We start from the raw sequence: 12,530 nt of genomic DNA, 5'->3' as shown, positions 1-12,530 counted from the left end.
GGGGGAAGAGCGACGCAGTGTCACCCTGAATCACTTACCGAATGATCGGTCAGTAATTGTCGAGAGTAGCGCACGCAGTCGCGTGGCCCAAGCACTGCGTCCGATGGAGCGACGGGATTCCGAAGCGAGCGGCCCTCACACCCGCCCGAACGCACGCAGCGGATGCTCGATGAGCTCCGTCACACGGCGCAGGAAACTCGCGGCGTAGCCGCCGTCGCAGACCCGGTGATCGAACACGAGTGACAGCTGCGCGATGCGGCGGGGCACGATCTGACCGTCGACCACCCAGGGACGCTCGATGATGCGACCGATTCCGAGGATCGCGACGTCGGGGTGATTGATGATGGCGGCCGAGCCGTCGACGCCGAGCCCGCCGTAGTTGTTCAGGGTGAACGTCGATCCGCGCAGGCGCTCCGGCGGCATGGACCCGGCGCGCGCGGCGGTCGTCAGTTCACGCAGCGCCGCGTCGAGCTGCTCGACCGTGAGGTCGTGCGCACGGGGGATCACGGGGACCATGAGTCCGCGGTCGGTGTCGGCGGCGACGCCGAGATTGACCCCTGAGAACATGATCAGCTCCGATGCGTCTTCGCTCAGTCGCGAGGCGAGCACGGGGTGATCCTCGAGGGCGAGCAGCACGAAGCGCGCGATCAGCGCGGTGAGCGAGGGGGGCTTGCCGCCATCCGGAGCCATGCCGTCGCGCAGCGCCCACAGCTCGGTCGCATCGACGTCGACCCATACGGTCGCCTCCGGGATCTCAGAGCGACTGCGGCTGAGCTTCGCGCTCACGGCTCGACGCAGAGCCGACAGTCGTTCGCGCGAGACCACGGCGAGGCCGTCGAGGTCGTGCCCGCTCGTGCTGCGATGCTGCGCCGCGGCGCCGTCAACCGCATCGTCCACGGCCGCGGCCAGAACGTCGGCGCGGGTGATCGAGCCGTCGTGTCCGGTCGGGGTGATGTCGTGCACGTCGAGCCCCAGATCTCGCGCCAGCCTTCGGACGAGAGGTGAGCGCACGGCCACAGGTCGTCGCGGCGCGGTCTCAGCCGGAGAGACCGACACCGCCGAGACCGGCGCCGACGAGACCGCGATCCTCGGACGGCGACGGCCGATCGTCGCTCTCTCCGAGGTGCCGTAGCCGATCAGGACGTTGCCCGACCCCGCTCGCTCCTCTTCTCGGTAGGCCTCGTGCTCTGCGGCATCCGACCTGTTCGATCCGTCCGCCTCCGACGTGGGTGCGTAGCTCGCCGCATCGGCGACCTCGAGCACCGGCGCGCCGACGTCGATCGTCTCGCCGGGCGCTCCGTGCAGAGCGATGACGACTCCCGCGAACGGCGAGGGCAGCTCGACGATGCTCTTGGCCGTCTCGACCTCGGCGATCGCCTGATCGACGACGATGGTGTCGCCGACGGAGACGAGCCACTGCACGAGTCCTGCTTCGGTCAGTCCCTCGCCGAGATCGGGGAGGCGGAACACGCGGCCGGTCAGGGCGGTCATGACTCGTCCTCCCAGTGCAGCGTGTCGATCGCGTCGAGGACGCGGTCGACATCGGGCAGGTACCAGTGCTCGAGCTTGGGCGGCGCGTACGGGGTGTCGAATCCGGTGACCCGGCGCACGGGGGCCTCCAGGTATTCGAAGCAGCGCTCGAACACCCGCGCCTGGATCTCGGATGCCACACTGGCGAAACCGGGGGCCTCGGCGATCACGACCGCGCGTCCCGTCGCACGCACGGCGGCGGTCACCGTCTCGTCGTCGAACGGAGACAGCGAGCGGATGTCGATGACCTGCACGCTGCGCCCCTCCGACGCCGCGACGTCGGCCGTCTCGAGGGCGAGCGGCACGGAGGCGCCGTAGGCGATCAGAGTGACGTCGGTGCCCTCGCGCGCGATCCGGGCGGTGCCGATCTCGGTGATCACCGAGGTGTCGACCTCGCCCTTGGTCCAGTACAGCTTCTTGGGCTCGAGGAAGATCACCGGGTCGGGCGAGGCGATCGCCGCGCGGAGCATCGAGTACGCGTCCTGCGGCGTCGACGGACTCACGACCGTGAGCCCGGGGGTGTGCGCGTAGTACGCCTCGGACGAGTCGCAGTGGTGCTCGACGCCGCCGATGCCGCCGCCGAACGGGATGCGGATCACGAGTGGCATCCGCACCCCTCCCCGTGTGCGGTTGCCGAGCTTCGCGACGTGACTGACGATCTGCTCGAACGCCGGCAGCGCGAAGGCGTCGAACTGCAGCTCGACGACGGGGCGCATGCCGTTCATCGCCATGCCCACGGCTGTGCCGACGATGCCGGACTCGGCGAGCGGAGTGTCGAAGCATCGGTCCTCGCCGAACCGCGCCGTGAGTCCGTCGGTGATCCGGAACACACCTCCGAGCGCGCCGACGTCTTCGCCGAACACCACGACCTCAGGGTCGTTCTCGATCGCATCCGCGAGGGCGAGATTCAGAGCGGCGGCCATGCTCATGGTCGATACGGCCGAGGTGCGCATGTCGACGCGGGCGTCGTCGTGGGCGATGGTCATCGTGCACCTCCGGCTGGTTCGTGGGTCCGCTCGATCTCGCCGCTCAGCATCTGCCACTGCTCTTCGCGCTGCGGCGAGCGGGACTCGGTGACGAAGCGGAAGAGGTCCTCGGGGTCGATGTCGGCATCCGTGTTGAGGGCCTTGCGCATGGCCGCGGCCGTCTGCTCGGCCCCGGCGGCGTACTCGGCCTCGAGCTCTTCCGTGAGTGCGGCCGTGCTCGTGAGATGGGTTCGCAGACGCGCCAGCGGATCACGGGCGACCCACGCCTGCACCTCGGCTCGCTCGCGATAGCGGGTGTCGTCGTCGGCGTTCGTGTGCGCCTGCATCCGGTACGTGTGCGCCTCGACGAGCGTGGGTCCGCCGCCTGTGCGCGCCCGATCGACCGCTTCGCCGAGCACCGCCAGCACGGCGGCGACGTCGTTGCCGTCGACACGCTGCCCCGGCATCCCGTAGCCGATCGCCTTGTGGGCGAGGGAGGGCGCCGCGGTCTGACGACTCAGTGGCACCGAGATCGCGAACTCGTTGTTCTGCACGAAGAAGACGACGGGCACGTGGAAGACGGCGGCGAAGTTCATGGCCTCGTGGAAGTCGCCCTCGCTGGTGGCACCGTCTCCGCACAGGGCGACGACCACCGTGTCCTCTCCTCGTCGCTTTGCGGCGTATGCGAAGCCGACGGCGTGCAGCAGCTGCGTCGCCAGGGGAGTGGCCTGGGGCGCGACGTGGTGCGCTCGGACGTCGTAGCCCGAGTGCCAGTCGCCCTTGAGCAGCACCATCGCCTCGGCCGGTGCGACGCCTCGTGCGATCACCGCCACCGAGTCGCGGTATGTCGGGAAGAGCCAGTCGCCATCGGCGAGAGCGAGTGCGGCTCCGATCTGACAGGCTTCCTGGCCGTGCGACGATGGGTAGACCGCGAGGCGACCCTGCCGGACGAGAGCGCTGGCCTGATCGTTGATGCGGCGCCCCTCGACGAGACCGCGGTAGGCGGCGAGCAGGGCATCGGAGTCCGGCAGCACATAGTGCTCGTCGTCAATGACCCTGCCGCCCGGGCTGATGAGCTGGACCGCCGCGCCGCGCGGGAGCAGATCTGCGTGTTCCATCCGTTCGCCCTCCTTGCCGAACCTGATGAAGACAGCATGCGCCGCCGCGGGCAGCCGTCCAAGAACAATCGGCACATCGTGGACGATTGCTGTCCGGTTGCCATCCAGCGCAGCGAAATGTCAGAATTCAGGCACGGACGAAGGGGTTCCATGATCACGCTCGACGAGACCGACCAGGCGATCCTCGCGGAGCTGCGAGCCGATGCGCGCGCGTCCATGACGTCGATCGCTGAGGCCGTGCACGTCTCGAGGGCGGGCGCGCACGCGCGGATCAAGCGCCTCACGGATTCGGGCATCATCACCGGATACACCGTGCGCACCGACCCCGTGCTGCTCGGTCATCACGCGAGCGCCTACGTCACCCTCGCGATCGAGCAGGCGACCTGGCAGGAGGTCAGCGCACGGCTGCGGACGATCCCCGAGATCGAGCACATGGCACTCGTCGGCGGAGACTTCGACGTCATCCTGCTCGTCCGAGCGAGCGACGCTCGCGACCTCCGTCGCATCGTGCTGGAGGACATCCAGGCGATCCCCTCGATCCGCTCAACCCGGACGACTCTCATCTTCGAGGACTTCGCGCTGATCTGAGCCGCGCCGAGGTCATCCCTTCGCACTCGGACATCTGCGGCGCGCTCCTCGACAAGTGGGTCGCGCAACGGCGTTCGACAATGAGACGACCGCCAGTTCCTTGGCACGTGTCCCGCTCGAAGGAGAGTTCCGATGTCCGAATCCGCCGCATCCGCAGCCGCCGCGCTGCTCGACCGCATCCAGGCACCGGAGGGCGCTGGACGAGACATCCCGGATGCCGCCACACGTGACGTGATCGGCCGTGCGCCCGAGCATTCGGTCGCCGACCTCGACGATGCGATCGCGCGGGCACGCGCAGCGCAGCCCGGCTGGGAGTCGCTCGGCCACGCGAAGCGCAGCGAGCTGCTGATCGCGGCCGCCGACGCGATCGACGCGAACGCGGAGGCGCTCGCGCACCTGCTCTCGCGCGAACAGGGCAAGCCGCTGAACGGCCCCAACGCGCGCTTCGAGCTGGGTGCGTGCTCGGCGTGGCTGCGCACCAACGCGGCGATCCCGATCGAGTCGCAGGTGCTCGTCGACGATGAGACCCTGCACGCCGAGCTCGTCTACAAGGCAGCCGGGGTCGTGGGCGCGATCGGTCCGTGGAACTGGCCGCTCATGATCACCATCTGGCAGATCGGTCCGTCGCTGCGAATGGGCAACACCGTCGTCGCGAAGCCCAGCGAGTACACGCCGCTGAGCGTGCTCGCGATGCTGGCCGTGATGAACGACGTGCTGCCGGCCGACGTGCTGATCGGCGTCTCGGGCGACCGAGGGGTCGGCGCTCGTCTCGCTTCGCACCCCGACATCGACAAGATCATGTTCACCGGGTCGACGGCCACCGGGCGCCGCATCATCGAGAGCTCGGCCGGCAACCTCGCCCGCCTCACCCTCGAACTCGGCGGCAACGATGCCGGCATCGTGCTGCCGGGCACCGACGTGTCGGCGATCGCGCAGGACCTCTTCTGGGGCGCGTTCATCAACACCGGCCAGACGTGCGCGGCCATGAAGCGCCTCTACGTGCACGACTCGGTCTACGACGAGGTCGTCGACGCGCTCGCCGAGATCGCGGCCTCCGTGCCGATGGGCAACGGACTCGATGAGGACAACGTGCTCGGTCCGCTGCAGAATCGCGCCCAGTTCGACATCGTGTCACGGCTGGTCGAGGAGGCGCGAGGCCGCGGCGCTCGTGTCGTCACAGGCGGCGAGGCGGCGCCCGAACTCGGCGAGCTGTTCTATCGGCCCACGATCGTCGCCGACATCGACAACGACGCGGCGCTCGTGCAGGAGGAACAGTTCGGACCGGCACTCCCGGTGATCAGATACAGCGACGTCGACGAGGCGTTCGCCCTGGCCAACGCGGTCGATGTCGGTCTCGGTGCATCGGTCTGGTCGAGCGACCCCGAGGTCGCCCGCGAGGCGGCGACGCGCATGGAGTCGGGCACGGTGTGGATCAACTCTCACGGCGGGCTGCATCCGATGGTGCCGTTCGGCGGTGTCAAGAGCTCGGGCTACGGCCTGGAGTTCGGCGTCGAGGGTCTCAAGTCCGTCGCCGTGACGCAGGTCGTGTCGGGCCCCGGACGCAAGGCGCACGCGTGAAGACCGCGATCGTCGTCGGCGCGGGTACCTCGGGGGCGATCGTCGCGCGACGGCTGGTCGATGCAGGCGTCGAGGTCACGCTCATCGAGGCCGGGGGATACGACTCGAACCCCGCGATCCACGACCCGTCGCGGGCGGGGGAGCTCTGGCACTCCGCCGACGACTGGGACTTCTTCACCGTGCCGCAGGAGCACGCCGGGGGTCGCCGACTGCATCTGCCGCGCGGAAAGGTCACCGGAGGGTCGCACGCGCTCAACGCGATGATCTGGGTGCGCGGCGCCGCCTCCGACTACGACGCGTGGGAGCGCGGCGGTGCGACCGGCTGGGGCTGGAGAACCGTCGAGCCCGTCTTCGCCGCGCTCGAGCACGACGTGCTGCCCGTCACCGACGACTACGAGCTCTCGCCCATCCAGGCGTCGATCATCGACGCGGTGGTCGAGGAGGGGCTGCCCCGCAATCCGAACTACAACGGCGGCACCCTCGATGGCGTCTCGCAGCAGCAGGTGACCATCCGCGACGGACGCCGGGTGAACACGTGGATGGCCTATGCGCAGCCGATCGCCGACAGGCTCACGATCCTCACCGGACGCGAGGTGCACTCGGTGATCGTGGAGGAAGGTCGCGCCGTCGGCGTCCGGCTCGGATCCGGCGCCGACTCCGAGGACGTCTTCGCCGACGAGGTCGTGCTCTCGGCCGGTGCGATCGGATCGCCCGTGATCCTGCTGCGCTCCGGCATCGGCCCTGCCGACGAGCTCGCGGCCGTCGGCATACCGGTCGTGGTCGATGCGCCCGGCGTGGGTAAGAACCTCCACGATCACCTGCTCTCTCCCGTCATCTTCACGACGGAGCGACCGGTGGGGCCGCCGCAGTCCGGCGTCTCGGTCACGCAGTCGCACCTCTTCTGGCGCAGTCGTGACGGCCTCCCAGAGCCCGACACGCAGCCGATCCACTTCTCGGTGCCGATGTGGGGCGACCTCGAGCCCCGAGGAGACGACGGATTCACGCTGATGGCCGGGCTGGTGACGCCATACAGCCGGGGCACACTGACGCTGTCGGGCCCCGATCTCGACGACCCGCCTCTGATCGACCTCGCTGCACTCGCGGACGAGAGGGATGTCGCGTCGCTCGCGGCATCCGTGCGTCAGTGCCGTCGGATCGGCGGGCAGCCGGCGCTCGCCGACGAGTGGGGAGCGACCGAGGTGTATCCAGGACCGGATGTGCCGGACGACGGGATCGAGGACTGGGTGCGCCGCACCGCCATCACCTACCACCACCAGGTGGGCACCTGCCGGATGGGGTCGGATGCCGACGCGGTCGTCGATCCGCTGCTGCGCGTCCGCGGCCTCGAGGGGCTGAGTGTGATCGACGCGTCGGTGATCCCGACCGTTCCGACGGGCAACACCAATGCGCCCGCGGCGATGATCGGCGAGCTGGGGGCCAGGTTCCTGCTCGGACGCTGACGGCTGTGCACGCTCGAAGCCCCCTCCTGCGAGTTCGGGAGGGGGCTTCGGCGTCTCGTCCCCGCGTGCGGGGTCGATAACGCATCTCATCCCGCGTGCGGGGTCAATAATGCATCTCATCCCGCGTGCGGGGTCGATAACGCATCCGAATCGCTCCTGAGTGGTGCGTTTTTGGCCACGCACGCGAGAGCCGGGCACGCGAGGGCCGCGCACGTGAGAGCCGGGCGCAGGACGGCCGGCAGCAGGATGCGCGCGGCACGCGACCTGATCAGCCCGCGGTGTAGACCTCTCGCCCGGCGAACCACGTCGAACGCACGGGGGTGTGCACGATCTCGTCGGCAGGGCCGGCGATCGCATCCCGCGCGAGCACGACGAAGTCCGCGGACTTGCCCGGCGTCAGGGATCCTGTCTCCGATCCGAGCCCCATCGCGGTCGCGGCGTTGATCGTGAACACCTCGAGCGCCTCCTCGGCGGTGATCGCCTGCTCGGGCCAGAGGACGCCGGATGCGCGTCCGAGCGGGTCCGCGCGCGTCACGAGACCCTGCAGCCCCTCGAGAGTGTTCGGGGACTCGCTCACCGGCCAGTCCGAACCGCCGGCGACGAGCGCTCCCGCATCGAGCAGGGCGCGGTTGGGCTGCGAATGCTCGGCACGGTCGCCGAGCACGTCGGCCAGTGCCTGAGGGATCACGCCGGGGAACCAGATGAACGGTGAGATGTCGGCCGACACGTCGAGGGCTCGCAATCGGGGGATGTCGTCGTCGGCGAGGAACTGGCCGTGCGCGATCTGAATCGGGGTGGTGAAGCCGTCGGCGCGGATGCGTTCGGCGACGTCGAGCACGAGACGCGCCGATCCGTCGCCCGTGCAGTGCACCTTGGCGCCGAGTCCGCGTTCGGCGACAGACCGCAGCCACGTGTGCAGTTCGTCGAAGTCCATCGTCGTCTCGCCGTGGAAGTGGGCGCCGTGCACGGCATCCGCCACGTAGGGCTCGAGGAACGACGCCGTCCGCGCTGGTGGCACCCCGTCGAGGAAGATCTTCACGAAGTCCGGCCGATGGTGCGGGGTTCTGAACTGCTCGCCCAGATCGATGAGCGCCGCGCCGATCGGATCGAACCCGAAGATCTCGTCGTTGATCAGCAACGACGAGACGACCCAGGCGCTGAGCTCGTGCGACCGGTCGAGTGCCGCGAGCGCGGCGAGGATGTCGGTCGACACCCCGGCATCCTGGAAGGTCGTGATGCCGAAGGAATTGAGGATCTCGACGCCGCGGCGTGACGCGGCGATGTGCTGCTCCTCCGTCAGTCCACCGCTGCGGTCGTACGCCTCCTGCACGGGGATTCCCGCTGCCTCGAGCAGCACCCCGGTCGGCGTCCCGTCGTCGGGATCGAGCAGAGTGACGCCTCCGGAGGGGATGCCGTCGGCAGTGATGCCGGCGAGCTGCAGTGCCCGGGTGCTCGCCCACCTGTTGTGCCTCGAGTCCTCGACCAACACGACCGGTCGGCCACCGGCCGCCTCGTCGAGACGCTGTCTGGTCGCGGTGTTCGCGAGGGTGGGCAGCAGCGTGGTCGACACCGAGCCACCTATGATCCACGCGTCCGTCGGCAACGTCTGCGCCTTGTCACGCACGAGGTCGAGGATGTCGTCGAGGGCGAGCGACGGTGGCAGCGAGAGCTCGAACAGCTCCGTGCGGCCGGCCATGGCGTGGTGGTTGTGCACGTCGACGAAACCGGGGTAGACCGCGGCGTCGTCGACATCCAGCATCCGCGTGTCCGGCCCGCGGTGCGCCTGCATCGCGAGTCTGGTCCCGACGTCGAGGATCCGCCCGTCGCGCACGGCGAACGCCTCGACGACCGGATTCCGACTATCCGCCGTGCGGATCACCGAGCCTGTGACGATGAGGTCCGCCGCCGCCACCATGTCAGAGAGTTCCGAACGAGGCCGGCTCGAGCCCCGAGCCGTGATGCGTGGTCGACAGCAGCCGGCCGTGCGCGCCGAAGGTGAAGTGCGTCGGCACCTCGCCCGATTCGTCGAGTCCGAACAGCACGCCGTGAGAGCGGACGGCGTTCACGTCGCGGTGGTCGGCGATCGTGACCGACGCGCACGGGATCACCTTCTCGCGCCACGCGAAGATGTAGATGCCGGGGCGCACCTCCCAGACGCTGTTCTCGTCGGTGTCGGCGAGCCCTCGTTCGGGCCCGGCGAGGCACTGCCACGAGTACCAGCGCTCCGACAGGTAGACGTGCTCGTATGCGTGCTCCTCGCTGTAGACCCACTCGACCCGGCGACCGATGAGCGTCGTGCTCGGCGCGGGCTCGGTGCCCGTGACGGTCGCGCCCTCGATCGTGCTCGGAGCGAAGATGTGCTGCACGCGGGTGCGTCCCTGCTCGGGCGCAGGCAGGATCACCGAGATGACGGCGAGGGCGCGCCCGTGGCGGAGGTCGACGACCAGCGACACGGCCTCGTTCGGCAGGTAGCTGTGATGGAACTGCACGAAGTACAGCTCGTCGTCGACCTCGAAGGCCTCGTAGTCGTCGGTGTCGGATGCCGGCGCCGTGGAGTCCTCGGCGCCCGGGCGGTAGTCCCACGTGACCGTGGTGTCGGCGAACCGGTGCGAGATGCGGGTTCCCCGGGCGTCAACGACCGTGATCTCCTGGCCGCTCAGCGCGGTCGTATGCGGGGCCTTGTTCGCGTCGAATCCGGGGGCCAGGCCCTCGAGCGGAAGCCAGGTGGAGGTGTCGGCGGGGTTCAGGGTCGTCATGTCTCTCCTTGATGGGGTGGGGATGAGGGAGCGTCAGCGATCGCTGAATCGCTCGAGGTCGGATGCGAGGCCCTCGTACACGGCGGGCCTGGAGCGCTTGAGATAGGCGCCGTAGACGATGCCGCCGATGAGAGCCACCACCAGCAGCAGCGGCATGAGGCGGATGGCGAGCTCTTCGGATCCGGCGACGATGTTGAAGTTCACGATCGCGAGCACCGAGATCGCTGCGATGCCGAGGAATCCGATGCCCGGAGCGATGAATGTGCTCCACCATCGCGGGTCGCCGGAACGACGGAAGTACACGACGATCGAGATCGCTGCGAGTCCCTGCAGGATCAGCACGCTCAGGGTGCCGAAGCCGAGCATGGCCGGCACCAGGGTGAGGATGGGATCGGCGCCGGCGATCGCGAAGATGATCGCCACGATCGCTGCGAAAGAGGCCTGCACGATCCCTGCGAGCTGCGGGGCGCCGTTGCGGCGCGTACGGGCGAGAGCATGCGGAAGGATCCGCGAGCGACCGAGAGAGTACAGGTAGCGCGTCGCGGAGTTGTGGAACGCGAGCATCGCCGCGAACAGGCTGACGAGCAGCAGGATCATCATCACCGTGGTCAGCGGACCGCCGAGGTACTGCTGCGAGAGGGTGAAGATGAGGTCACCCGTCGGCAGGTGCTCGAGAGCCGTGGCCTGTGCCTGCGCGACGCCCGTCGCGCTCACGACGGCCCACGTGGTGACGCCCAGGATCACGCCGATCGCGATGATCGAGGTGTACGTCGCGCGAGGGATGGTGCGCAGCGGCTGCTTCGCCTCCTCGCTGAACAGGGCAGTCGCCTCGAATCCGAGGAAGCCCGTTGCGGCGAGGAGCAGGCCGATCGGCAGTGAACCCGACAACACCGCTTCGGGGCTGAACGCGGCCACGTCGTAGCCGGTCTGCACGAGCACCGAGACGTCGAAGACCACGAGCATCAGCACCTCGAGCACGAGGCAGACGCCGAGGATCTTCGACGAGAAGTCCACGCCGACGCGAGCGAGCACGAAGCAGACGATGATCGACACCAGACCCCAGATCAACCAGTGCACGTCGAGCCCCGTGAGGTCGCGGATGATGTTCTGCATGAAGAAGCCACTGGTGCCGATGGTGCCGACCACGAAGAAGTTGTAGCCGAGTGTGGCGATGAGGCCGGCGACGAGACCGCCCGTGCGGCCGAGTCCCTTCACGACGAAGGCGTAGAAGCCTCCCGCATTCACGAGCTGTTTCGACATCTGCGCATAGCCCACGGCGAAGAGCAGCAGGATCGCGGCGACCAGGAAGAAGGCCATCGGTGTGCCGCCACCGTTTCCGAGGGCGATCGCCAGGGAGGCGACGACCACGATGCCGGTCAGCGGCGCGACAGCCGCGAGGACGAGGAAGACGATTCCGGCGACGCCCAGCGCGCCGGGTCGAAGAGAGGTGTGGTCGTCCTGCGTCGTGGACGCAGATATCGGGTCTGCCACGTCGGTTCCTTTGCTCGGTGACTGCTGTGTCGAACGGCATCGACGACGAGGGGGATCGTCGATAGAGCGAGTCTGCTCGCGCCGGGAGGCCGGCGGTTGACCCTGAGCGAAGGACGATGGTGCCAGCGCGCACAGCCGTCCTTGCCGTGTTCCCGGCTTGCGCACGGCAGAGCAGGATGGCCGTGATGACACCGCCGTCCTCACAGAGCGCCGCCGGCGCAGCGACGGAGTCTCAGGGAGATCATGGACCTGCAGCTGAGCGGCACCACCGCGCTGATCACCGGAGCAGCGAGCGGCATCGGGCGGGCGACCGCCCTCGCGCTCGCCGCAGAAGGGGTGCGGGTGGCGCTGCTCGACCGGGATGCTGCCGCGCTCGATGAGACGGCACGCGGATGCCGTGACGCCCTGGTCCGCGTGGTGGATGTCACCGACGAGGCACAGGTGGCGGATGCGGTCTCGACCTCCGTCGAGGAGCTCGGTGGGCTGGATGCGGTCGTCTGCTGCGCCGGGATCTCGGGCCCGGTCGGGTCGTCGATCGAGGAGATCTCCCTTCTCGACTGGAATGCGGTCTTCGCGGTCAACGTCACGGGGGCTTTCCTGGTCGTCGCGCAGGCGCTTCCCGCACTGCGCGCGTCGGCGGCCGCATCCGTCGTGCTGCTGGCGAGCGACTCCGCGTTCGTGTCGTCGCCGGGCATGGCTCCGTACTGCGCATCGAAGGCGGCCCTCGTGCAGCTGGGGCGGTCGTTGTCGGTGGACCTTGCGGGCGAGGGCATCAGGGTGAACTCGGTGGCGCCGTCGATCGTCGACACCCCGATGAGCCGGGGTGACCTGGGTGCCGAGGCGTTCATCGATCCGTCGTTCGCGGTGCAGACGCCGGAGGATGTCGCCTCGCATGTGCTGTATCTCGTCTCTCCGCGCAGCAGAGCGATCAACGGCACGACGATCCTCAGCGACTTCGGGTACTCGGCCCGGTCAGGATTCCCTGCCTGATGACATCGGGGCGACCGGACGGCGCGCGAGCGCGTGAGCTGCGCGTGAGCGCAC

At 68.9% G+C, this 12,530-nt stretch carries 10 protein-coding genes; 4 read left to right on the top strand and 6 right to left on the bottom strand.

The genetic code is table 11. The features are described from left to right. Nucleotides 1-135: 135 nt before the first annotated feature. From ACLKOY_RS06295 to pdhA, 3 genes are read right to left on the bottom strand one after another with little or no spacing between them, the layout of a single operon-like run. Complete coding sequence (locus ACLKOY_RS06295; RefSeq protein ID WP_436452884.1) at nt 136-1,491, bottom strand: dihydrolipoamide acetyltransferase family protein; 1,356 nt, start codon at nt 1,489-1,491, stop codon at nt 136-138. Further along, nucleotides 1,488-2,516, bottom strand: coding sequence for an alpha-ketoacid dehydrogenase subunit beta (locus ACLKOY_RS06290; protein WP_436452883.1), 1,029 nt, complete (start codon nt 2,514-2,516; stop codon nt 1,488-1,490). The genes ACLKOY_RS06295 and ACLKOY_RS06290 overlap by 4 nt, the downstream gene beginning before the upstream one ends. After that, nucleotides 2,513-3,613: a pyruvate dehydrogenase (acetyl-transferring) E1 component subunit alpha gene (gene pdhA, locus ACLKOY_RS06285; RefSeq protein WP_436452882.1), complete on the bottom strand. Its 1,101-nt coding sequence runs from the start codon at nt 3,611-3,613 to the stop codon at nt 2,513-2,515. The genes ACLKOY_RS06290 and pdhA overlap by 4 nt, the downstream gene beginning before the upstream one ends. 150 nt (nt 3,614-3,763) lie before the next feature. On the opposite strand from pdhA, the gene ACLKOY_RS06280 reads away from it, so the two are divergent. From ACLKOY_RS06280 to ACLKOY_RS06270, 3 genes are all read left to right on the top strand, one after another. After that, nucleotides 3,764-4,201 carry an Lrp/AsnC family transcriptional regulator gene (locus tag ACLKOY_RS06280; protein WP_436452881.1) on the top strand — a complete coding sequence of 146 codons (438 nt, stop codon included), beginning with the start codon at nt 3,764-3,766 and terminating at the stop codon, nt 4,199-4,201. Between the two features lie 132 nt (nt 4,202-4,333). Then, nucleotides 4,334-5,779 (top strand): aldehyde dehydrogenase family protein, encoded by a 1,446-nt coding sequence (locus ACLKOY_RS06275; RefSeq protein WP_436452880.1) that lies wholly within the window; start codon nt 4,334-4,336, stop codon nt 5,777-5,779. Beyond that, nucleotides 5,776-7,239 (top strand): GMC family oxidoreductase, encoded by a 1,464-nt coding sequence (locus ACLKOY_RS06270; RefSeq protein ID WP_436452879.1) that lies wholly within the window; start codon nt 5,776-5,778, stop codon nt 7,237-7,239. The genes ACLKOY_RS06275 and ACLKOY_RS06270 overlap by 4 nt, the downstream gene beginning before the upstream one ends. 268 nt (nt 7,240-7,507) lie before the next feature. Here the strand turns inward: ACLKOY_RS06270 and ACLKOY_RS06265 are convergent, their stop codons facing one another. The 3 genes from ACLKOY_RS06265 to ACLKOY_RS06255 are packed head-to-tail and all read right to left on the bottom strand — an operon-like array spanning nt 7,508 to nt 11,486. Then, the gene (locus tag ACLKOY_RS06265; RefSeq protein WP_436452878.1) at nt 7,508-9,154 is read right to left on the bottom strand and encodes an amidohydrolase; all 1,647 of its coding nucleotides are present in this window, start codon (nt 9,152-9,154) and stop codon (nt 7,508-7,510) included. Nucleotide 9,155: 1 nt separating this feature from the next. Next, complete coding sequence (locus ACLKOY_RS06260) at nt 9,156-9,995, bottom strand: molybdenum cofactor biosynthesis F family protein (protein WP_436452877.1); 840 nt, start codon at nt 9,993-9,995, stop codon at nt 9,156-9,158. Between the two features lie 33 nt (nt 9,996-10,028). Continuing rightward, the gene (locus ACLKOY_RS06255; RefSeq protein ID WP_436452876.1) at nt 10,029-11,486 is read right to left on the bottom strand and encodes an APC family permease; all 1,458 of its coding nucleotides are present in this window, start codon (nt 11,484-11,486) and stop codon (nt 10,029-10,031) included. A 243-nt stretch (nt 11,487-11,729) separates the two neighbouring features. Between ACLKOY_RS06255 and ACLKOY_RS06250 the strand changes: the two genes are divergently transcribed. Next, nucleotides 11,730-12,476, top strand: a complete 747-nt coding sequence (locus tag ACLKOY_RS06250; protein ID WP_436452875.1) for an SDR family NAD(P)-dependent oxidoreductase — start codon at nt 11,730-11,732, stop codon at nt 12,474-12,476. Nucleotides 12,477-12,530: the final 54 nt, after the last annotated feature.

The sequence above is a fragment of the Microbacterium sp. K2 genome (assembly GCF_051365005.1).
Classification (GTDB): domain Bacteria; phylum Actinomycetota; class Actinomycetes; order Actinomycetales; family Microbacteriaceae; genus Microbacterium; species Microbacterium foliorum_B.
Note: the sequence above shows the minus strand (reverse complement) of the source record. Positions and strands in the feature narration are given on the sequence as shown.

What these genes read in the sequence shown, in the direction of transcription:
- ACLKOY_RS06295 (WP_436452884.1), bottom strand. Translation starts at nt 1,491, where the DNA reads ATGACCGCCCTGACCGGCCGCGTGTTCCGCCTCCCCGATCTCGGCGAG.
- ACLKOY_RS06290 (WP_436452883.1), bottom strand. Translation starts at nt 2,516, where the DNA reads ATGACCATCGCCCACGACGACGCCCGCGTCGACATGCGCACCTCGGCC.
- pdhA (WP_436452882.1), bottom strand. Translation starts at nt 3,613, where the DNA reads ATGGAACACGCAGATCTGCTCCCGCGCGGCGCGGCGGTCCAGCTCATC.
- ACLKOY_RS06280 (WP_436452881.1), top strand. Translation starts at nt 3,764, where the DNA reads ATGATCACGCTCGACGAGACCGACCAGGCGATCCTCGCGGAGCTGCGA.
- ACLKOY_RS06275 (WP_436452880.1), top strand. Translation starts at nt 4,334, where the DNA reads ATGTCCGAATCCGCCGCATCCGCAGCCGCCGCGCTGCTCGACCGCATC.
- ACLKOY_RS06265 (WP_436452878.1), bottom strand. Translation starts at nt 9,154, where the DNA reads ATGGTGGCGGCGGCGGACCTCATCGTCACAGGCTCGGTGATCCGCACG.
- ACLKOY_RS06260 (WP_436452877.1), bottom strand. Translation starts at nt 9,995, where the DNA reads ATGACGACCCTGAACCCCGCCGACACCTCCACCTGGCTTCCGCTCGAG.
- ACLKOY_RS06250 (WP_436452875.1), top strand. Translation starts at nt 11,730, where the DNA reads ATGGACCTGCAGCTGAGCGGCACCACCGCGCTGATCACCGGAGCAGCG.